18 protein-coding genes and 2 pseudogenes are annotated in these 20,039 nt (G+C 61.7%); 12 read left to right on the top strand and 8 right to left on the bottom strand.

What is annotated here, in order from left to right; all coding sequences use genetic code 11:
* Window positions 1-854: 854 nt before the first annotated feature.
* The gene (locus GKC28_RS23990) at window positions 855-1,850 is read right to left on the bottom strand and encodes a LysR family transcriptional regulator (protein ID WP_254604382.1); all 996 of its coding nucleotides are present in this window, start codon (window positions 1,848-1,850) and stop codon (window positions 855-857) included.
* Between the two features lie 51 nt (window positions 1,851-1,901).
* Between GKC28_RS23990 and dctP the strand changes: the two genes are divergently transcribed.
* From dctP to speB, 4 genes are read left to right on the top strand one after another with little or no spacing between them, the layout of a single operon-like run.
* Window positions 1,902-2,915, top strand: a complete 1,014-nt coding sequence (dctP, locus tag GKC28_RS23985) for a TRAP transporter substrate-binding protein DctP (protein ID WP_174149475.1) — start codon at window positions 1,902-1,904, stop codon at window positions 2,913-2,915.
* Window positions 2,916-2,969: 54 nt separating this feature from the next.
* Window positions 2,970-3,593 (top strand): TRAP transporter small permease, encoded by a 624-nt coding sequence (locus tag GKC28_RS23980; RefSeq protein ID WP_174149473.1) that lies wholly within the window; start codon window positions 2,970-2,972, stop codon window positions 3,591-3,593.
* Window positions 3,590-4,870: a TRAP transporter large permease gene (locus GKC28_RS23975; RefSeq protein WP_174149472.1), complete on the top strand. Its 1,281-nt coding sequence runs from the start codon at window positions 3,590-3,592 to the stop codon at window positions 4,868-4,870. Before GKC28_RS23980 ends, GKC28_RS23975 begins: the two co-directional genes overlap by 4 nt.
* Window positions 4,871-4,888: 18 nt before the next feature.
* A complete protein-coding gene (gene speB / locus GKC28_RS23970; protein WP_174149471.1) occupies window positions 4,889-5,854 on the top strand; it encodes an agmatinase in 966 nt (321 codons plus the stop codon).
* 991 nt (window positions 5,855-6,845) lie between these two features.
* On the opposite strand, the gene GKC28_RS23965 is transcribed toward speB, so the two are convergent.
* The 3 genes from GKC28_RS23965 to GKC28_RS23955 form a co-directional block, all read right to left on the bottom strand.
* On the bottom strand, window positions 6,846-8,516 hold the full coding sequence (locus GKC28_RS23965; protein WP_174149469.1) for a BCCT family transporter: 1,671 nt from the start codon (window positions 8,514-8,516) through the stop codon (window positions 6,846-6,848).
* A gap of 91 nt (window positions 8,517-8,607) precedes the next feature.
* Window positions 8,608-9,669, bottom strand: coding sequence for a hybrid-cluster NAD(P)-dependent oxidoreductase (locus tag GKC28_RS23960; protein WP_174149467.1), 1,062 nt, complete (start codon window positions 9,667-9,669; stop codon window positions 8,608-8,610).
* Between the two features lie 78 nt (window positions 9,670-9,747).
* Window positions 9,748-10,623: a LysR family transcriptional regulator gene (locus GKC28_RS23955; RefSeq protein ID WP_174149466.1), complete on the bottom strand. Its 876-nt coding sequence runs from the start codon at window positions 10,621-10,623 to the stop codon at window positions 9,748-9,750.
* A gap of 126 nt (window positions 10,624-10,749) precedes the next feature.
* Between GKC28_RS23955 and GKC28_RS23950 the strand changes: the two genes are divergently transcribed.
* Genes GKC28_RS23950 through GKC28_RS23935 form a run of 4 tightly spaced genes read left to right on the top strand, consistent with a single transcriptional unit; the run spans window position 10,750 to window position 14,699 of the window.
* Complete coding sequence (locus GKC28_RS23950; protein WP_174149464.1) at window positions 10,750-11,832, top strand: amidohydrolase family protein; 1,083 nt, start codon at window positions 10,750-10,752, stop codon at window positions 11,830-11,832.
* Window positions 11,833-11,844: 12 nt separating this feature from the next.
* Entirely contained in the window at window positions 11,845-12,198 is a 354-nt protein-coding gene (locus GKC28_RS23945) for a Rieske (2Fe-2S) protein (protein WP_174149463.1), read from the top strand.
* A gap of 20 nt (window positions 12,199-12,218) precedes the next feature.
* Window positions 12,219-13,658: a betaine-aldehyde dehydrogenase gene (gene betB / locus GKC28_RS23940; protein WP_174149478.1), complete on the top strand. Its 1,440-nt coding sequence runs from the start codon at window positions 12,219-12,221 to the stop codon at window positions 13,656-13,658.
* Window positions 13,659-13,682: 24 nt separating this feature from the next.
* Window positions 13,683-14,699 (top strand): YeiH family protein, encoded by a 1,017-nt coding sequence (locus GKC28_RS23935; protein WP_254604384.1) that lies wholly within the window; start codon window positions 13,683-13,685, stop codon window positions 14,697-14,699.
* A 331-nt stretch (window positions 14,700-15,030) separates the two neighbouring features.
* Here the strand turns inward: GKC28_RS23935 and GKC28_RS23930 are convergent.
* Both GKC28_RS23930 and GKC28_RS23925 read right to left on the bottom strand, forming a co-directional pair.
* Window positions 15,031-15,243, bottom strand: a pseudogene (locus GKC28_RS23930) (tyrosine-type recombinase/integrase); the annotation flags it as partial.
* Between the two features lie 160 nt (window positions 15,244-15,403).
* Window positions 15,404-16,312 (bottom strand): LysR family transcriptional regulator, encoded by a 909-nt coding sequence (locus GKC28_RS23925; RefSeq protein ID WP_174149460.1) that lies wholly within the window; start codon window positions 16,310-16,312, stop codon window positions 15,404-15,406.
* A gap of 109 nt (window positions 16,313-16,421) precedes the next feature.
* Between GKC28_RS23925 and gstA the strand changes: the two genes are divergently transcribed.
* Genes gstA through GKC28_RS23905 form a run of 4 tightly spaced genes read left to right on the top strand, consistent with a single transcriptional unit; the run spans window position 16,422 to window position 18,588 of the window.
* A complete protein-coding gene (gene gstA / locus GKC28_RS23920; protein WP_174149459.1) occupies window positions 16,422-17,033 on the top strand; it encodes a glutathione transferase GstA in 612 nt (203 codons plus the stop codon).
* Window positions 17,030-17,410 (top strand): nuclear transport factor 2 family protein, encoded by a 381-nt coding sequence (locus GKC28_RS23915; protein WP_174149457.1) that lies wholly within the window; start codon window positions 17,030-17,032, stop codon window positions 17,408-17,410. Before gstA ends, GKC28_RS23915 begins: the two co-directional genes overlap by 4 nt.
* 3 nt (window positions 17,411-17,413) lie before the next feature.
* Window positions 17,414-17,635: a 4-oxalocrotonate tautomerase family protein gene (locus GKC28_RS23910; protein WP_174149455.1), complete on the top strand. Its 222-nt coding sequence runs from the start codon at window positions 17,414-17,416 to the stop codon at window positions 17,633-17,635.
* A complete protein-coding gene (locus tag GKC28_RS23905) occupies window positions 17,632-18,588 on the top strand; it encodes a nitronate monooxygenase family protein (RefSeq protein WP_174149453.1) in 957 nt (318 codons plus the stop codon). Before GKC28_RS23910 ends, GKC28_RS23905 begins: the two co-directional genes overlap by 4 nt.
* A 418-nt stretch (window positions 18,589-19,006) precedes the next feature.
* Here GKC28_RS23905 and GKC28_RS26595 read toward each other — a convergent pair whose 3' ends face one another.
* Complete coding sequence (locus tag GKC28_RS26595; RefSeq protein ID WP_302480824.1) at window positions 19,007-19,534, bottom strand: J domain-containing protein; 528 nt, start codon at window positions 19,532-19,534, stop codon at window positions 19,007-19,009.
* Window positions 19,535-19,788: 254 nt separating this feature from the next.
* A pseudogene (locus GKC28_RS23895) lies at window positions 19,789-19,977 on the bottom strand (IS30 family transposase); the annotation flags it as partial.
* Between the last annotated feature and the right edge of the window lie 62 nt (window positions 19,978-20,039).

The raw sequence follows: 20,039 nt of genomic DNA, 5'->3' as shown, positions 1-20,039 counted from the left end.
CTTCGCTGAGATGTTCGTCCAACTCGGTGCTCAGCGCACGTTCCGCAAGCGCCTTGGTCAGTTCGGAAAGAATGCCCTCCTTGCCGAAAAGGTCGCCGGGCGAACGCCCTTCCATCAGCCGGTCCAACAGGTCTTTGTCTATGCTCATACGTGGGTCTCCTCAAAATTGAGCTACCACGCCAGGGCACAAAACTCAGGATAGTCCCGCGCACTGGCGTGTTGCGTGCGCACACAGCATGATTTTGACAGTTCTGCTGTGGGCTCTTCGGTAGCTTTCGCTGCATTTCTGAAGAACGGCTGAAATGGTGGCAGGATGAACCTGCCGCCTTTTTATTGGGCCAGCGGGATTTGGACAAGCCAAACGCTCCTGGCGGTCAGTGTGAGGGCGCCGCCCACCCCCTCGGGCAATCCTATTAGACAGGGCCGTGTCCTCGGCTGCGCCTGCGGGCCGCACCTCCCCTGTCGAATAGCATTGCCTCGCCCCCTCCCGCGTTCGCCACGTGGCAGATCAGCAGGAACTGGTGGCTTCGCCGACTGAACCTGCAATTCAGCCCTGATTTTCCGGCAAGGAAGTCAGATCAAACGAAACAGGCCGCGCGAGCCGAAAACGGGAATTGGGTCAGCAATCTGACAGAAAGGTCAATTTTGCTTGGCATTCGACATTTATGTGGGGCGACTCATAGTTTTTCCACCGGTGGAAGCCGATGGGGTGGATGGCTCCTGCACCAACCAGCGTCGCAATGCGCCACAATGCAGTTGTCTATCACCGCGAGGAAAGGAGCCACCCAATGCAGGTTACAACAGTCGGCATCGATCTGGCCAAGAACGAGAGCCTATGTATTCTGGCGCGTGCTTCATTCACTCAGTTTACTTTCATCAAGGCAGGCGTTCTGCAGATCTTGAGCAAACAGGTCCACGGCGTGCCTGAGAACATGAACCCGGCGGGTTGCGAGATAGAAGGCCGAGTTCCATCGCATTTGGCTGTTCCTGATTTCCCGGAACTTGCCTTCTGCGACCCGCTTGAGGGCGAAATGTGTTGGCAATGGTCCCAGAAAATGACCTGTTTCGATGAGCATCGCCATGGCCTCCATGTTGGCCACGACCGCCGTCGGTTCCGGCGATCCGAGTTCTGGCGATACCAGCATGTCATATGAACGCTGGCAGAGCTGATACCGGCCGATGGTTTCAAGACTGATTTCACTGTCCGGTTCGGAGAACAAAGGATGTCCCCGCGCGCAGTAGAGTCTGTGCTCTTCACTGCATAGTTCTGAATACTCCAGCTCTGGCACCTGGTTTCGGAATGGCGCCACGGCAAGATTCAATTCTCCGCTGATCAGCTGTTGTGTCAGATCCGCGGGGGAAGCCACAACAATTTCGATCCTGACTTCATTCGGGCGCGCGAGGAACCGCTGCAGAGCATTCACGAGTTTCAGGCTGGGAAGGCTGTCGATCGCATCCACGATGCCGATCCTCAGATCTCCGGCGATGGTATTCCTCAGCTCCAGCAACTCGGCGTCGAAGTCGCGCGCACTGCGCAGAATGTCGCGGGCTTTCTGATAGGCGATCTCTCCGCGTTCCGTCAGGCGGAAACCGCCGCGGCCGCGTTCGCAAATCCGGTAGCCCAGCGAGGTTTCCAGGTCGCGGATACGGATGCTGATAGCGGATTGGGTGACGCCAAGGGCGTATTGCGCATCAGAAAAGCCGCCGCACTCAACGACGGTGACAAAGGTCTCCAGCAGTGTGTTGCGCAACAGTTTCATGGCACGGCTCTTTTGTGGCTGACGCTGGCTTACATGAAAATTTCTTATGCGAATATAATCAATGTAATATTTTTCAAACATTCGGCTCATGCTGAGGTGTCCTCCATTCCCGTCAACCATGCCAACTGGGAGGAGACCTGCATGGCCCTTAGCTTGAAACACCTGAAAACCGCCGCCGCCGCGCTGCTGAGCCTGGCGCCCGTCGCCGTCTTTGCCGAGGACTGGAAATTCGCGATCGAGGAGATTCCGGGCTCGATCATGGACGCCTATGCGCAGGAGTTCAAAAAGCGCATCGAGGCGGCGACCGATGGCGATGTGACCGTGACCGTCTATCCGATGGGCACGCTGGGCACCCCGACCGAGACGGTGGAGCAGGCCGCCGATGGCGTCATCCAGCTGACCAACGTGTCGATCGGCAACCTCGGCACCATCGTGCCGGAAAGCCAGGTGTTCCTGCTGCCCTATCTGCTGCCCTCCGATCCGGCGGCGGTCTCGGACATTCTGAGCGGTTCGGAGACCATCTACGGGCCGCTGAACGAGGACTTCCAGAAGCGCGGCCTGGAGATCATGACCATGTATTCCGAAGGCCCGCAGGTCTGGACCACCAACCGCAAGATCCGCACGCCGGAGGACTTCGAGAACTTCAAGATGCGGGTGATGGTGTCGCCGATCCTGCTGGAGACCTACAAGAACATGGGCGCCAGCCCGACCCCGCTGCCGTTCGGCGAGGTGTTCGGCGCGCTGCAGCTGGGTGCGGTGGACGGCCAGGTGAACCCGATCCCGACCATCGAGGAGATGAAGTTCTATGAGGTCACCAGCCATCTGATCTGGGCCGGCGAGCAGGAACTGGTGACCACCGTGGTCGCAGGCTCCGACTGGTTTGCCACCCTGAGCCCAGACCGGCAGCAGCTGGTGCGCGACACCATGGCGGGCATGACCGGCTACATCGACGGTGTGGTCACCGACTTCAACCAGCAGCGCCTGGACGTGATCAAGGACGCCAAGCCGGACATCGGCCTGGTGGTGCTGACCGAGGAAGAGCGTGACGCCTTCCGCGCCCGCTCGGGCGATACCGCGGCGGCCTATGTCGAGACCGCAGGCGCCCGCGGCCAGGAGCTGCTGGACGCGCTGCAGGCGGAGTTGGCGGGCAGCTGAGCCCGCTTTTAGGCCCTGCGCGCCTCGCGCGGGGCCACACCAAGGGAGGATATCATGCAAGACAGCAAATCCGCTCCCTTCGGCTTTCTGGGAAAGATCGACGGCGCCATCGGGCGTGCCGAAGTCTGGATCCTGGGCTGGGGGATCATCCTGATGGCCGGCAACACCATCGCCAATGTCTTTGGCCGCTATGTGTTCAACCAGTCGATCTATTTCTCCGAGGAGCTGAACGAGTTCTTGATTGTCATCGTCACCTTCATGGGGCTGGGTTATGCCACCCGCAAGGGCATCCATATCCGCATGTCGGCGGTCTATGACGCGCTGCCGGTGAAGATGCGCAAGGGGCTGATGGTGGTGATCGCTGCCACCACCGCGGTGATGATGGGACTGCTGGCCTGGTACGCGCTGGAATATGTGCAGAAGGTCGCCAGCCGCGGCCGCATCACCCCGGCGCTGCAGCTGCCCCTGTACCTCACCTACGTCTGGGTGGTGGTCGGGCTGGCGCTGACCGCGCTGCAGTACCTGCTGACCGCGCTGCGCAACCTGAACTTTGCCGAAGCGGAAATCTATGTCTCCTACCTGGAGGTGGACAGCTACGAAGACCCGGAAACCGCCGCCGCGATCCAGCGCTATGAAGAGGCTGGCGCCGCAGACACCGGGAACGGGGAAAAATCATGACCGAACTGATGCTTGCCGTGATGATCCTGCTGCTGCTGTCAGGGTTCCCGATGAAGATGCCGCTGATCTCGGCTGCGGTGCTGGGCTTCCTCGTCTACTTCCCGGACATGAGCCTGCAGATCCTGATCCAGCAGATGATCGGCGGGGTGAAGCCCGCGGCGCTGATTGCGGTGCCGATGTTCATCCTGGCCGCCGATATCATCACCCGCGGCCATTCCGCCAACCGGCTGATCGACGTCGTCATGAGCTTCATGGGCCATATCAAGGGCGGCCTTGCGATTTCCGTTACCTCGGCCTGTGCGCTGTTCGGCGCGGTCTGCGGCTCGACCCAGGCGACCGTGGTGGCAATCGGGGGCGCGATGCGGCCCCGGATGCTGAAATCCGGCTACAAGGACAGCTTTGCCATCGGCCTGATCGTCAATGCCGCGGACTTGGCCTATCTGATCCCGCCCTCCATCGGCATGATCATCTATGGCGTGGTTTCTGGCACCTCGATCTCGCAGCTGTTCATCGCGGGCATCGTGCCAGGGCTGCTGATCGTGGTGCTGTTCTCGGCCTATTGCATGGTCTACGCCTACCGCCACGACATCCCGGTGCTGCCGCGCGAGGGCTGGGGGCAGCGCTTCACCGCCATGCGCCGGGCGCTGTGGCCGATGGGGTTCCCGGCCATCATTGTAGGCGGCATCTATGGCGGGGTGTTCTCGCCGACCGAGGCGGCAGCGATCTGCGTGCTTTATGCGGCGGTGCTGGAGGTGCTGATCTTCCGTTCCGTAAAACTGCGCGACCTTTGGGACATTGCGCTGTCGACCGGCGCGATCACCTCGGTGGTGTTCATCCTGATCGCGGCGGGCGCGGCCTTCAGCTGGACGCTGAGCTTTGCCCAGGTGCCGCAGCAGATCATCGCCTCGCTGGGGCTGAATGAGGCCGGGCCGCTGATGGTGCTGGTGGCGGTGAACCTCGCCTTCTTCCTCGGCTGCATGTTTGTCGACTCGATCGTGGTGATCCTGATCCTGGTGCCGATCTTTGCGCCGATGATCAAAGCCGCCGGCCTCGATCCGGTGCTGGTCGGTGTGCTGATCACCCTGCAGGTCGCCATCGGTGCCGCAACCCCGCCGTTTGGCTGCAACCTGTTCACCGCCATCGCGGTGTTCCGCCGCCCCTTTGTCGAGGTGGTGCGGGGCGTGCCGCCCTTCCTCGTCATCCTCTTGCTCGTGACCGGCCTGCTGGTCGCCTTCCCGCAAATCGCCCTGTTCCTGCCGGAACTGGCCTATCGTTAAGAAAAACGGAGAATCAACATGTCTGCACACGGTTACGAATCCGGCCGCCTGAACCTGCCCTTTGTCGGCATCGCCACCTTCGGCAAGAAGCCCTATGTTGAGGATTGGGACAACATCGACGCCGACGTTGCGATCCTTGGCGCCCCGTTCGACTTCGGCTGCCAGTTCCGCTCCGGCGCGCGGTTCGGCCCGCGGGCGGTGCGCGAGGCTTCGACGCTGTTCAGCTTCGGCCATGCCGGCGCCTATGATCACGAGGATGACGCTACCTACCTGGGCGCGGACGTGCGGATCGTCGATCTGGGCGATGCCGACATCATCCACACCAAGACTGAGGAAAGCCACGCCAATATCGAGTACGGCGTGAAGAAGATCCTGGATGCGGGCGCATTGCCCGTCACCATCGGCGGCGACCATTCGATCAACATCCCCTGCATCAACGCCTATGCCGAGGACTGCGAAAAGAACGGCCCGATCCATGTGATCCAGATAGACGCGCATCTCGACTTCGTCGACGAGCGCAAGGGCGTCACCGACGGCCACGGCAACCCGATGCGCCGCGCGATCGAGAAGGATTACGTCAGCGGCATGACCCAGCTGGGCATCCGCAACGTGTCCTCGACCGCCAAGGAAGGCTATATCGATGCCCGCGAACGCGGCTCTGACATCCTGTCGGTGCGGCAGGTGCGCAAGCTGGGGGCGGACGCCGTGCTGGACCGCATCCCCGAAGGCGCGCGTTACTACGTGACCATCGACATCGACGCGTTTTGCCCCTCGATCGCGCCCGGCACCGGCACCCCCAGCCACGGCGGCTTCCAGTACTACGATGTGCTGGAAATTCTGCAGGGGCTCAGCAAACGCGGCGATGTTGTGGGGATCGACCTGGTGGAGGTCGCCCCGGCCTATGACCCCTCAGAAAGCACCCAGATCCTGGCTGCGCAGCTGTTGCTGAACTTCATCGGCTTCATCTTCCACAACAGGAAGTAAGTCTCCTCCCGCCGATATTCGTCCATGCGAATGGAGCGGAGATCTGGCGCGCAAGCTCTAAAAGACGCTTGCGCGCCAGGTCGTATTTGCTCCTCGCCGCCCACCAATGCTGTAGTATTCTAACCTTGCGTGTTAGCTGATCCCATAGTGTACGGCGGCTTGGGCCTCCTAGTCTGTTCACAGCTCGCCGGGAGCAAACCTTCGTTTGCAGAGCCGGAGCGATGGCATTGCCTGCGCGACTAGGGCATTGCTCATCGAAACCTAGCTGCAGCTTGCTTGAACGTCCGCATTGCCTTCTGCCATGCGGCGGGTAGTTTTTGGCGGCGCAGCGGATCGGCACGCTGCGTGCGCGCGGCAATGCTTCACCACTTCCGGCATGGGGCTCTGACCGAGCGTTTGCCAACCCAGGTGCGAGCGGCGGCTTTGAGAAAGCCCACCCATTCACCACAGCGCCAACAAATACACGCATTGCGGGCCAAAGCTACCTTTCGCTGCACATACTCCAATGACTGTTCCTGTTGTGAGGTCAGCCATCCTTCTTCCGCAGCCATGCTGCCCAAACGGCAAACGCCAATGACAATCCCGATGCAGCGAGCATCAAGATAAGCAACATTTGCGCTTTATTAATCTCTGATGCAAGGTTGCCCGTCTCCGCGGTTAAGACGGCACCACCTGCAACGATGAGAGCACCGTTCAGTCCGGCGGCGCTTCCAGCGAGTTCAGGCCGACCCGACATGGCTTCGGCATTGTTTCGGGGCAGGGAAACACTGGAAGCATGGCAGGATGACTACAACACTTACACCCTATTCGGCGCTTGGAAACCTGACGCCCAAGGAATTTGCTGAGAAAGTGATGATGGAAAAACTGGCGACGTAGCGCCATCAAATCAGGCCTAAGGCCTCTCCCCGAGGTGGAGGAAACTTGGGGCTCAGGTCAGGAATTCTGCATGGTTCCGCTGCGCCAGGCCAAGCTTGGCGCAGCGGAAAATGCTTCAGGTGCTGCTTTCCGATAGGTCAGCCTGGGCCGCACGCGACGCGCGGATGCTGTCGCGCAGGATCGCCTTGACTAGGGCAATGCACATCAGCGCCATCACCAGCGAGAACGGCAGAGCGCCGATCACCATGGCGGTCTGGATCGCCTTCAGGCCGCCGACCAGCAACAGCGCCGCGACCACCAGTCCTAGGGCCACGCCCCAGAAGACGATATGCGGACGCGCTTTTGGGCCTTCGTCGCCGGCCGCGTTGATGGTGTTCACGATCAGCACGGCCGAGTCCGCTGAAGTGACCAGATAGGTCATCAGCAGAACCACGATCACCACTGCCATCATCCACCCCAGCACATCGCCGAGCATGAAGTTGGTCATGGCGAAAATCTTGTCGCCATCCGATGCGCCGAAGATCACGCCATCGGCGCCGCCGGTCATTTCCAGGTCAATGGCCGTGCCGCCGGCAAAGGCAAACCAGACGAAGCACATGATGGCGGGTACGATTACCGCGCCCAGGACAAACTCGCGGATAGTGCGCCCGCGCGAGATCCGGGCCAGGAACAGGCCGACAAAGGGGGCGAAGGCCACCCACCAGGCCCAGTAGAACACCGACCAGCCGCCCTGCCAGCCTTCCAGCTTGTCTGCGGCGCCGCCGCTGCCGTCGCCGCGGTAGACGGTAAACAGCATCTCCGGCAGGGCCATGACGTATTCCCACAGCCCGACAAACAGGGCCCGGATGCCAAAGCCGGTGGCCCCGAACAGCAGGAAGAAGGCCAGCAGGAAGATCGACAGCCCCATGTTGAGGTTCGACAGCCATTTGATCCCTTTACCGACCCCGGAGAGTGCTGACAGGGTGGAGGCGCCCATGATGATCAGCAGCGCAACGATAATGCCGGTCACCGAAGCGGTGCCCTCATCGTTCAGCAGCCAGCCGCCGATGCCGATCCGCGCCATGCCGGCCACGAATTGCTCGACCCCGAAGCCGAGCGTCTGGGCAACGCCGAGGATGGTGGCAATCACCGCAACAATGTCGATCAGATGCCCGGTCCAGCCTGACAGGCGGCTGCCGAACAGCGGCGTCAGCGAAGATCGGATGGTCAGCGGCAGCCCGCGGCGGTAGGCAAAGAATCCCAGCGCCAGCCCGGCAATCGCATAAGAGGCCCAGGCCGAGAAACCCCAGTGGAGATAGGACCATTTATAGGCGTTGAGCACATTGTCGGCGCCTGCCGCGGTGGCCAGCCCCTGGATCACGTCCGGATTGTTCTGAAAGTGATAAACCGGCTCAGCCACCGCCCAGGTCAGCATGCCGACCCCGATACCGGCGCCGAACATCATCGAGAACCAGGAGAAATTCGAAAACTCAGGTACGTCGCCGTCCTGCCCGATCTTCAACCGGCCGGCAGCGGGCCACAGCGCCAGGCCGATGCAGACCAGCACAAAAGCGGCCATCACATAGATGTACCAGGAGGCAAAGTGGGACAGGATGAAGCTGTTGAACCCGGCCAGCACCGATCCGGCGTTCTCCGGAAAGGCCACGGCCCAGAGCACCAGCCCGCCAACCGCAAGTTTGCCGGTGACAGTTACGTCGACGCTGAACCCTGAATAGAAGCCCTTGTCAGCGGTCTTGATCGGGAGATCCCGTAACGGTTCTCCCAGCCCTCTGTTTCCATTGGACATATTTGTTCCTCCCTAGTTATCAGGTGCGTGGTTTGGTGAACTTCGTGCCCTTTGGGGGATACTGCGCTGCGCAGGGGCAGGGCGACCCTGCTCAGGCGTCGAGCGCCACGGCGCCCTTGGGCCAGCTGCAGCAGGCCAGCACATAGCCGGCCTCCGCCTCGCCCGGCTGCAGCCCGCCCATGTCCTGCATCTCGACCTGGCCCTGGGTCAGAACCACCTTGCAGTTGCCGCAGACGCCCTGCTGGCAGGCCGAGTCGATCCAGACGCCGGCGTTCAACGCTGCCTCCAGCAGCGTTTCGCCCTCGGCGCAGTGGCCGTTCTTGCCGCTCAGGGAAAAGAACACCTCGCCGCCGGTGCCGGTGGTTTCCTCGATGGTGATCTTCTCGCCGAAGCTTTCCTCGTGGACCGCGGCAAACGGGATTTCGCCGGCGACCTCACGGGCCGCTTTCATGAACCCCTCCGGGCCGCACATGAAGATGCTGCGCTCGGCGTGGTCCGGCACCAGCCGCTGCATCAGCTCTGCCGATATCTGCCCGGTTTCGCCGTTAAAGGCGGGGCCGTCCGCTGTATCCACCACCAGATGCACGGTCACGTTGCGGAACCGCTTGCCCAGGAACTCCAGCTGGTCGCGGAAAATGATGTCCTTCGGGGAGCGGGCGAAATGCACAAAGACCACATCCTTGGGCAGGGTCACATCGGTGATGTACTGCAGCATCGACATCACCGGGGTGACACCGGAGCCGCCCGACAGCAGCAGCGGCTTTTCGCAGGGGATATCGATCCAGTTGAAGCTGCCGGAAATGTCGGCAATTTCGATTTCCGCGCCGGGCCGGACCTCATCGTTCAGGTAGTTCGACACCAGCCCGCCCGGCACCCGTTTGACGGTGACCTGTATATTGTGCGGCCGGGTCGGGGTGGAGGAGATCGAATAGGCGCGTACATGGGTCTTGCCATCAATCCGGAAGCTGAAGGTTACATACTGCCCCGGCTTGAAATCAAAGCTGCGGCTCTGGGTGTCCTCAAAGACAAAGGTCTTGCTGTCGTGCGTTTCGTCGATCACTGCCTTGCAGATCAGCGTTGCAGGTCCGCCTGTATAGCAGGGCTGAGAGTTTGCCGAACTCAGGGAAAACGGGCTTTCGGTAGCGATGAGCATGGTGCGGGGACCTCCACGATAGAATTCGTGGGAAGATACCCGCCGGCCTCCGCGGAAAAATGCATCAGAAATGTCTCTTCAATCGAAATTCTCGATAGAACGGTCCTGAATCAACCTCTGGAATAGCGAGATGGCCTGCGCGGCAAGCGGGTCATGGCGTTTGCGGCTGTGGACGATGGAATAAAGCGGCTGCGGGATCACCGGCGCGCCATCCACCAGCTGCAGGCCGGGAACGGTCTCCATCAATCCGGGCACTGACAAACTGGGCAAATAGGCGGTGCCGCCATCTGCTTTCAAAAAGTCCACCGCCAGATCATCGCTGCCAACCACCGTCTGGACATGCACAAGGTTCGGAAACAGCTCATCATGCTGCCGGTCGAAATATGAGGTGTAGGCCACCTTGATATAGCGGGTCCAATCCACCTCAAGAAACCGGCTGCAATCGGTGGACAGCATCACGTAGTTTTCGGAGCCGAATTCGGTCACATGCACGTCGGGGTACTGCTGCGGTGCGAAGACAATGCCGATGTCGGTTTCCCCGGTCAGGATATCGCGCTGGATCTGCTGCGAGAAATTCGCCTCAAGGTAAAGGTCCAGCTTTGGCACCTGTGCCCGGATTTGCTTGGCCCAGTCCACCAGAACGGATTGCGCCAGGCTGAACTGGACCGACACCCTGAGCTGCGGCCGGCTCTGCCCGCCCCCGGCCGAGACGTCGCGCTTGGCCAGGCTCCACGCCGCCAGAAGCGACCGGCAATGGGTTTCAAACCGCCGCCCGGCGGCAGTGGGATCCGCGCCGCCGCGGCCGCGTTCGAACAGCCGCGTGCCCAGTTCGTCCTCCAGCTGCCGGATCCGGGCGCTGACGGTGGACTGGGTGACATTCAGCCTTTCGGCGGTGCGGTTGAAGTTCCGGGTTTCCAGAACATCCATGTAGGTGAGCAGCAGCTGACGGTTCATTCAATCAGTATTTCCGATTAAAAGAGGTATATCAATTGCATTTATTCGACTCTTCCCGGGTCTTATCAGTCCTCCGCAGACAGTGCCCACAGCCCGTCCGGCTTGGACAAGCGAGAGGAGAAACGCATGTTTATTGTCGATTGCGACTGCCACAACTACTGGTGCAGCGCCACGGTCCTGGAACCGTATATGGAAGGCCTTTTCAAGGACATGTTCGTGCGCGGCGAGCGCACCGGCCCGCGCGGCGCCTTCCCGCACGGCCACCGCCCCTGGTTCCACCCCGAAGGGTTCGCCCGTCATGACGTCAACCCGGTCGAGGAAGACGACAACTACCTGATCATGAAGGAAAAGCACCTCGATAAATACAATATCGACGTGGCGATCCTGACCGGCGACGAGCCGATCGAAGCCTCTACCCTGGCCAACCCCTATTACGCCAACGCGCTGTGCAAGGCCTACAACGACTACATGATCGACTACTGGCTGCCCAAGGACGACCGGTTCTGGGGATCGATCGTGGTGGCACCCCAGGACCCGCATCTGGCCGCTGCCGAAATCCGCCGCGTGGGCAGCCATCCGCGCATTGTGCAGGTGCTGGTCAGCCACGGCGCCGCGCGCCCCTACGGCGATCCGTTCTACCACCCGATCTACGAGGCCTGTGCCGAGATGGGGCTGCCGTTTGCCATGCACCTGGGCGGCCAGGGCGGCATCAACGCCAACCCGATCGGCGCCGGCCCCTCGACATTCTTCTGGGAAACCCACGCCATCCTGCCGCAGACCGCAATGACCCATATGGCGAGCCTGATCGCCAATGGTGTGTTCGAGAAATGGCCGTCCCTGAAAGTGGTTGTGATCGAATGCGGCGTTGCCTGGGTGCCGTCGGTGCTGTGGCGGCTGGATGCAAACTACAAGGCGTTGCGCAAGGAAACCCCGTGGCTGAAGCGCCTTCCGTCGGAATACTTCAAGGACCACTTCCGCTTCTCGACCCAGCCGCTGGAACAGCCAGAAAACATCCAGCACTTGTGGGCGACGCTGGAAGCGATGGACGGCGAGAACACCCTGATGTTCGCCTCGGACTACCCGCATTGGGACTATGACGACGTGAACAAGCTGCATGTGCCGCCGGCATGGCGTGAGAAGATCTTCGGCCTCAACGCGCTTGACGTCTACACCCGCCTGCCGCGCCCGGCAGCGCAGGCCGCTGAATAAGGAGACCCTGACATGACCACCAAGCATTTTGCCTGCAAGGCAGACGAGGTTCCGCAAGACGCGGCCAAGATCGTCACCGTCTCCAACATGCCGATCGGCGTGTTCCGGCTGGAGGACGGCTTCCATGCGCTGCTGAACATCTGCCCGCACAAGGGTGCGGCGCTGTGCGAAGGGCCGGTCTGCGGCACCACCAAGGAAACCGATTCAACCGAGTTCGTTTATGACCGCGCGGGCGAGATCGTCCGCTGCGCCTGGCACGGCTGGGAGTTCGACATCCGCTCGGGCGAGTTCCTGGTGGATCCCTCGGTGAAGACCCGCCGTTTCGACGTCTCCGTCGAAGGCAGCGACCTCTACGTCCACATCTGACAATCAGGAGCGCCAGCATGATGCAATTTCCGTGCCAGCCCGAAGCCTCCCACTATATCGGCGGGGGCTACCTGGAAGACGCCGCTGGCGCTCCGTTCGACTGCATTAACCCGGCAACGGGTGAAGTGATCGCCCGTTTGAATGGCGCCTCCCCGTCCATTATCGAACGGGCTGTGGCCTGCGCACGCGATGCGCAGGCCATTTGGGCCGCGACGCCGCCCGCCGAACGCGGCCGCGTGCTGCGCCGGGCGGCGGATATCATCCGGGCCCGGAACGAAGAACTGTCGGTTCTGGAAACCCTGAATACCGGCAAGCCGATTTCCGAGACCCGGGTGGCTGATGCCGCCAGCGGCGCCGATTGCCTGGAGTATTTCGGCTGCCAGGCCGCAACGCTTACTGCCGACCACATCCCGCTTGGCGGCGACTGGGCCTATACGCTGCGCGAACCGCTGGGTGTCTGCCTCGGCATCGGCGCCTGGAACTATCCGATCCAGATTGCCTGCTGGAAGGCCGCCCCGGCGCTGGCCTGCGGCAACGCGATGATCTTCAAGCCCTCCGAACTCACGCCGCTGACCGCGCTTAAACTGGCGGAAATTCTGACTGAGGCCGGCGCCCCGCCTGGCCTGTTCAATGTGGTGCAAGGGCTGCGCGACACTGGCGCCGCGCTGACCACCCACCCCGGTATTGACAAGGTGTCGCTCACCGGCTCGGTGGCCGCGGCCGCCGCAGGTCAGATGAAGCACATCACCATGGAGCTTGGCGGTAAGTCCCCGCTGCTGGTCTTTGATGACGCCGATATCGACAGCGCTGTGTCGGGCGCCATTCTCGGCAATTTCTACTCCACCGGCCAGATCTGCTCCAACGCCACCCGCGTGTTCGTGCAGAAGGGGATTAAGGAGGCTTTCCTGGCCCGTCTGGCAGAACGCACAGCCAGGATCAGAATCGGCGACCCGATGGACCCGGAAATCCAGGTCGGCCCGCTGGTGAGCGCCGGTCAAGCCGAAAGGGTGAAAGGGTATATCTCCGCTGCGGAACAGGAAGGCGCCACTCGCGTGACGCCGCCGCTGCCGCTGCCTGAAGGCCCGGCCTGGGTCAGTCCGGTTGTCTTTGCCGACGTGATCGACGGCATGGCCATTGCCCGCGAAGAAATTTTCGGCCCGGTGATGTCGGTGCTGGACTTCGACAGTGAAGACGAGGCTGTGTCCCGCGCCAACAGCACCGAGTTCGGCCTTGCCGCCGGGGTCTTCACCCGTGATCTCGCCCGCGGCCACCGTGTTGCTTCGCGCCTCAAGGCGGGCACCTGCTGGATCAATGCCTATAACCTGACCCCAGTCGAGATGCCCTTCGGAGGTGTCGGCCAATCCGGCATCGGGCGGGAGAACGCGCGTGCGGCGATCGAGCACTTCAGCCAGCTGAAGTCCGTTTATGTTGCCATGTCCCCCTTGGAAAACGATTACTGAGCAGAGACTGCAATGCTGGCACAGCTGAACCGCGCCGCCTTCGGGTGGCCCTCTCCCTTATTTTCGAATACCCGCTGCCTTTATCCCGGCGTCGCACTGGCGGTGGTGATCGGGCTGGCGGCGCTGTTCCTGTCGGAGCATTACGGCGCGCCGGTCATGCTGCTGGCGCTGCTGATCGGTATGGTGTTCAATCCGCTGGCCGAAGAGGCGGCTGTGGCACCGGGCATCACCTTTTCTTCCAAGGCGCTGCTGCGCGCCGGGGTGGCCCTGCTTGGAGTGCGGGTCAGTGTGAGCGACATCGCCTCTATCGGCTTGGCTGGCTTTGGCACGATTGCCGGGCTTCTGGGGGGCACCATCCTGCTGGGCCTCCTGCTGTCGCGACGGGATTGGCAATCCGGCGTGCTGACCGGCGGCGCGGTGGCAATCTGCGGCGCATCGGCGGCGCTGGCGATTTCGGCCTGCCTCCCCAAGAGCAAGGCATTGGAGCAGGAGACGCTGTTCACGGTGGTCGCGGTCACCGCGCTGTCGACGCTGGCAATGATCGTTTATCCGATTGCGCTTGTGCAAGTTGGATTCAGTAAGGCGCAAACAGCCTTTGTTCTCGGGGCCTCAATTCACGACGTCGCACAGGTCGTCGGAGCTGGGCTTACAATTTCGGAAAAGACTGCGGAGCTGGCCGCATTGGTAAAAATGGTCCGGGTGAGCCTGCTGCCGCTGGTACTGTGCGTTTTAATCTTAGTCGTCTCTGCCTCGGGAAAACAGGACAGGGCCCGCAAGATCCCGGTGCCCGGGTTTCTGATTGTCTTCTTCGCCCTTGCGCTTCTGGCAAACACCGGGTGGCTGACTGAAAGAATGGCAGATTTTGCCGCGTACACCTCAAAGTGGCTGATGATCATTGCGATTTCGGCTCTCGGCGCCAAAACCGCGCTGCGCAGCCTTGCCAGCGTCGGCAGCGCAAAGCTGGCCCGGATCGGCGGGCTGACGCTAGTGCTTCTGATAGCTTCTGCATTGTCCGCGTGTTTTCTCCCCGGTCTTTCCTGAACTTTCCGCGGAGGGCAATGGAGCCCCGAAGGAGAGACGGCCGTGTGCTCTGCGAGGTCGCATTTGCCCAGGAATGTTTCGGAGGGCAGCGCCACAATTTTGGCTGTGACCCGGACCAAAGTTCCTAGCAGGCCGCTACCGAAAGCTGCTTTACTTCTAGAAAGTGGTTTGGACGTCCCAGTGGGCCGACCTTTCGCGAGCAACTTCGTAGCGTCCGCGAAATGCTGCAACAGCTCACTCGGTAAAGCGGGACCGATACGAACCACTGCTGCGGCGCGAATGTAGGTCCGGTCCGGGTTGGCGAACGATACGTGCCATCCGCCAGCGTGATTCAAATGTCGAATTGTTCGGTGATGCTCAGCGCATTTTCAAATTCGACGCAAAGGTATCTGACAGTGCTGTCAACCTTTGTGTGGCCGAGCAGTAGTTGGACCGCTATGAGATTTCCGGTTTTTCGGTAAATCTCCGCTGCTTTGGTTCGGCGCAGCGAATGGGTGCCGTATCCACTGAATTCCAGCCTGATCGCGGCCACCCTTTCGCGAACGCGATCATTCCTCGCCACCGTGCTCACGCCTCTCCGCTAATGCAGTATGTCAGTAGCAGCTCAAGCCGGACCAAGTGCTTAGGCCTGCATTAGAAAGGCTGACCTTCTTTGAAACGTCTTTTGCCTCAACAAAGTCGCGGGTCACTTCAGTTGCAGAGCGTCAGCCGTCCTGAACAATTCCTGCTCTAGGATGGCTTGGCAGCCCGATTTTGTTCCAAAGCTCGTCGGCAACAACGCCTATTGCCTGGTCCCTGCGCCTCATCTTGAAAATCATGGTCCGGCGCAACGGGAACCCTTCCAGGTTCAGGGAAAGCAAAGCCCCTGTCCGCCGCTCCTCCTCCGTCATATGATCGGGCAAGCCGCCCCAGCCAAGACCGGCAAGGACCACTTTCTTCTTGGCTGCGAGGTCTGAAACCGTCCATTTCAGCCCGCCCGGCAGCAGGTCCCGGCTCTGTTCATGCGCAGCGCCGCCTGTGCCGGCAGCGACCACCTGCACATGGCTTTGCATTTCGGATGCGGACAATGCGCGGGAACCGGCGGGCAGGCCCAAGCCGGGGCTGGCCACCGGCCGGATCGTGACCTCAGCAACCGGCTCTGCCTCAACTTCGTCCAGTGGCACACCATCAAGGGACGCGAGCGCGATATCCGCCTTGCCCTCCATCAGCCGGGCAATCGGGCCGCCCATCATTTCCATCCGCAGCCGAAGGTGAGTGGCAGGGTGGCACCGCCCCGTATCCGCAAGCGCTGGCAGCAAGGGGTCCAGATCCATTGTTGCGCTGACGGCAATTGTCAGTTCCGGTTCTTCGCGGGCGCGCAGCCGGGACGCAGTGGTGCGCAGCCCTTGCATCTGCCGCAGCACCCGGCACGCTTCGCGGTAGAAAATTTCACCTGCCGCGGTGAGCGAGGGGCGGTAGGCTTCGCGGCTGAGCAGCTCCAGTTCCAGCTCCTCTTCCAGCTGGCGGATTGTGTGGCTGATGGCGGACTGCGATTTGTGCAGCCGTTCCGCCGCGCCGCGGAATGTGCCGGTTGCGACAATGGCATCCAGGGCAATGAGCTGGTCGTGTTTCATGGGCTTCCAACATGATTGAGTTATCAGATCATAATGATGAAAACACGATATTATCAATCAATCATATCAGGAGGTAGTCAGAGGACATCACCAACCAAAGGAGACTGTCATGAAACTCTATTACAAACCCGGTGCCTGCCCGCTGGCCAGCCATATCGCTCTGCATGAAACCGGCCACCCATTTGAAATCGAAGCCGTCGATACCGCGGCAGGCCGGACCGAAAGCGGTGCGGACTACCGCGCGATCAATCCCAAGGGTTATGTTCCGGCCCTGGGTCTGAACGACGGCAGCGTTCTGACTGAGGGGGCAGCTGTTTTGCAGTATATAGCAGACAGCAGCCCTGAAGCAGGTCTGGCGCCGGCGGCAGGCACTCTGTCGCGCGCGCGGATGCAGGAACAGCTCAACTGGATCGGGACCGAGCTGCACAAGGCCTTTGGCCCGCTGTTCCGCGATGGCACGTCCGAGGCCGGCAAAGACGCGGCGCGCACCGCTGTTGCGGGCAAGTTCGATTTCATTGAAACCCAGCTGGCGGATGGCCGCGAGTGGCTGGTTGCAAACCAGTTCTCGGTGGCGGACGCCTATCTGTTCGTGGTCTCGAACTGGGCCAATTTTACCGGTATCGACCTGGCTCGCTGGCCCAATCTGGCCGCTTTTGTGAGCCGCAGTGCTGCCCGTCCGTCGGCACAAGCAGCGATGCGTGCCGAGGGGCTGATCCAATGACGCCCGCCGCCCACAAACAGGTCGGCGAACTGATGGAGGCCTATTTCGAAGGTCTCCACCAGGCCGACAGCACCATGCTGCGCGAGGTGTTCCATCCGCAGCTGGCCTATGTCTGCGCCACGGAAGGCGATGAGCTTTACTTGGGTCTTGAGACCTACATGGCCCGCGTCGACGGGCGCGAGCCGCCAGCCAAACGCGGTGACCCGCGGGAGGAGGAAATCCTGGAGATTGCCTTTGTCGGCCCCAGGCTGGCCCGCGTCAGCGCCCGGATGACCATGATGGGCCGCGACTTCCATGACCTCCTGACCTTGGTCCGCCGCGGCGCCGAATGGCGCATCGTTGCGAAGGTGTTTTCCTATGTTCCGCGAAAGGACTGACTGATGCCCTATGTGAATATCAAAGTAACCCGCGAAGGCGGCCCGGACGGCACCGGCCCAAGCGCTGACCAAAAGGCGCAGCTGATTACCGGGGTCACCGGTCTTCTGCAGGACATTCTGGGAAAGAACCCGGCGACGACCTTTGTGGTGATCGACGAGGTTGCGCTGGAGGACTGGGGTGTCGGCGGCCTGCCGGTGCAGGAAAACCGGAAGCAGGCGCAATGAAGACGCGGCTGACAGAGGCGCTTGGGATCACTTTTCCGGTGATCCAGGCGCCGATGGCCTTTGCTGCGGGCAGCGCGCTGGCCAGCGCTGTTTCCGGCGCCGGAGGGCTGGATATGATCGGAGGTGCTTACGGAGATGCCGGGTGGATCGAACGGCAGTTCGGCGCCGCCGCGGGCGCCCGCGTTGGCTGCGGGCTGATTACCTGGAAGCTGGCGGAACAGCCGCATCTTCTCGACCGGGTGCTGACGCATGATCCGGCGGCGGTGCTCCTGGCCTCCGGCAACCCGAAGCCGTTTGCGTCTGCGATCCGGGATGCGGGGGTGCCGCTGATCTGCCAGGTACAGACCCTGCGGGATGCCCGGCAGGCGCTGGACTGCGGCGCGGAGATCATTGTTGCGCAAGGAGCGGATGCCGGCGGCCATGGCGAGGCGCGCGGCACCTTTGCGCTGATTCCTGAGATCGCGGACGAGATCGCGCGCCAGGACAGCAAGGCGCTGCTCTGTGCCGCCGGAGGCATTGCGGACGGGCGCGGTCTGGCAGCGGCCCTGATGCTGGGGGCGGACGGGGCGGTGATCGGCACCCGGTTCTGGGCCTCCCGCGAAGCGCTGGTGCATCCGCGCATTCTGGATCGTGCACTGGAAGCAACGGGCGAAGAAACGATCCGCACCCGGGTGGCGGACGTGGTCCGCGGTTTTGATTGGCCTGGCCGCTACAACGGCCGTGTTCTGCGCAACCCGTTCATTCAGAAATGGCACGGCTCCGAGGATGCCTTGAAGCTGGAAGCCGGTGCTGAAGCGGCAAAATGGGCAGCAGCCCAGGAGGCCGGGGATCCTTATTTTGCAACCGCCTTTGCAGGCGAGGGCATCGGTCTGATCAGTTCTGCGGCCCCTGCCGGCGATATTCTCGCGAACCTAATGTTGGACGCTCAGAGGTGTCTGGCTGAGGCGGATTAATAGCACGCGGTATAGCGCGCGGCGAACCGGAAAGCGCTAGAAACACTTGGGCAGGAGTCTGCGGCGGCATGGTTGGCACCTCCTCTCCAGTTCGGGCCGGAAATGGGCAACCTTGGTTCGGTTTGTCCAAGTGGCCGTAGAATTCCGCGGTCGGCGTACACGCGCAGCAACAAAAATGAGAACTGGGAACGGCATGCAAACTTGACAAGTCCAATACGGCCGGTGTCCAAGGGGCTTCTTCTCGGCCACCGCTTTCGCGGCTCTTGTCATCCACTGGTTATGAGCCCTGACCCCAGCGCGTCAATCAGCGGGCCGTTGACGCTGCACGAGGGTTTAACCAAGCCCTTTTGCGACCCTAGGTGCAGCTACCGCGGCTGCAAGCGGCGCAGGGTCTTTTTCACTTCCCGTTCTGCCAGTCTCATGATGTGTTCCCCAATCCTGACCGCGGGTTGTGCTGGGCTGTCCGGCGCCATTGCTGTGCGAGCTCTTCCATAATGCTGGTGATCTGGTGCGGCAGAACAATCCGCAGCCGCACATACTGGTCGCCAGGCGGGGCTTTAGCGGGGGCGATGCCCTTGCCCTTGAGGCGCAGGCGTTGTCCGGACGAGGAGCCTTTGGGCACCGCCACCGTCACGGGGCCGGACACGGTCGGGACCTCGAGCCGTGCGCCCAGAACCGCCTCGTCGAAGGTGACCGGAAGCTCAATTTCGATATCGTTTCCGATCCGGGTGAACAGCGGGTGCGGGCGCACGCCGATTTCCACATAGGCATCGCCGGCCAGGCCGTTGCCGCCTCCGGGCTGGCCCTTGCCACGCAAACGCAGGGTCTGGCCGTCCCGTACCCCCGGCGGGATCGTCAGCTCGATCGCCTTGCCATCCGGCAGCGGCACCGTGCGTTTGGCGCCGCGCGCGGCATCCAGAAAATCGACCTCGAGGTGGTAACGCAGGTCCGCTCCGCGGGGGGCAAAGCCGCGGGTGCCGCCGCTGGTGTGCCTGCGCCCAAAGATGCCTCCGAAAAGTTCTGAGATATCTTCGAAGTTGCCAAAGCCGCCTGCCGGGCGGCCGCGGTCTTCGCGGTCTGTCTCATTGTAGCTGCGGTAGTACTGCTGTTGCGGCCGTTCCTGGCCGCTGGCATCGATTTCGCCGGCATCGAACCGGCGCCTGTGAACTCACGCTGAAGCGCAACTTCTGATATGTCGTTTTATTCCAAACGGTTCTGGATTTCCATCAGCTTGCTTTCGAAGACTTCTGCTGGTGTCTTGTAGCCGAGGCACTTGCGCGGGGTGGAATTGAGGCGGTGGCAAACCGACCTTAAATATCGGTTTGTCAGCACCGTCGGCTCGGTCGAGCGAGGCAGGTATTTTCTCAGCCTGTTGTTGGTGTTCTCGACAGCGAGGCAGGTATTTTCTCAGCCTGTTGTTGGTGTTCTCGACGGTGCCTTTCTGCCACGGA

Origin of the sequence: Leisingera sp. ANG59, assembly GCF_013317235.1 — a bacterium.
Taxonomy (GTDB): Bacteria; Pseudomonadota; Alphaproteobacteria; order Rhodobacterales; family Rhodobacteraceae; genus Leisingera.
The sequence above is the reverse complement of the archived record's forward strand: the minus strand, read 5'-3'. Positions and strand labels throughout refer to the sequence as shown.

Coding starts and splice junctions, on each gene's coding strand:
- GKC28_RS23910 (WP_174149455.1), top strand. CDS start 17,414: ATGCCCTATGTGAATATCAAAGTAACCCGCGAAGGCGGCCCGGACGGC.
- GKC28_RS23960 (WP_174149467.1), bottom strand. CDS start 9,669: ATGCTCATCGCTACCGAAAGCCCGTTTTCCCTGAGTTCGGCAAACTCT.
- GKC28_RS23980 (WP_174149473.1), top strand. CDS start 2,970: ATGCAAGACAGCAAATCCGCTCCCTTCGGCTTTCTGGGAAAGATCGAC.
- betB (WP_174149478.1), top strand. CDS start 12,219: ATGCAATTTCCGTGCCAGCCCGAAGCCTCCCACTATATCGGCGGGGGC.
- speB (WP_174149471.1), top strand. CDS start 4,889: ATGTCTGCACACGGTTACGAATCCGGCCGCCTGAACCTGCCCTTTGTC.
- dctP (WP_174149475.1), top strand. CDS start 1,902: ATGGCCCTTAGCTTGAAACACCTGAAAACCGCCGCCGCCGCGCTGCTG.
- GKC28_RS23955 (WP_174149466.1), bottom strand. CDS start 10,623: ATGAACCGTCAGCTGCTGCTCACCTACATGGATGTTCTGGAAACCCGG.
- GKC28_RS23975 (WP_174149472.1), top strand. CDS start 3,590: ATGACCGAACTGATGCTTGCCGTGATGATCCTGCTGCTGCTGTCAGGG.
- GKC28_RS23945 (WP_174149463.1), top strand. CDS start 11,845: ATGACCACCAAGCATTTTGCCTGCAAGGCAGACGAGGTTCCGCAAGAC.
- gstA (WP_174149459.1), top strand. CDS start 16,422: ATGAAACTCTATTACAAACCCGGTGCCTGCCCGCTGGCCAGCCATATC.
- GKC28_RS23965 (WP_174149469.1), bottom strand. CDS start 8,516: ATGTCCAATGGAAACAGAGGGCTGGGAGAACCGTTACGGGATCTCCCG.
- GKC28_RS23990 (WP_254604382.1), bottom strand. CDS start 1,850: ATGAGCCGAATGTTTGAAAAATATTACATTGATTATATTCGCATAAGA.
- GKC28_RS23950 (WP_174149464.1), top strand. CDS start 10,750: ATGTTTATTGTCGATTGCGACTGCCACAACTACTGGTGCAGCGCCACG.
- GKC28_RS23915 (WP_174149457.1), top strand. CDS start 17,030: ATGACGCCCGCCGCCCACAAACAGGTCGGCGAACTGATGGAGGCCTAT.
- GKC28_RS23925 (WP_174149460.1), bottom strand. CDS start 16,312: ATGAAACACGACCAGCTCATTGCCCTGGATGCCATTGTCGCAACCGGC.
- GKC28_RS23905 (WP_174149453.1), top strand. CDS start 17,632: ATGAAGACGCGGCTGACAGAGGCGCTTGGGATCACTTTTCCGGTGATC.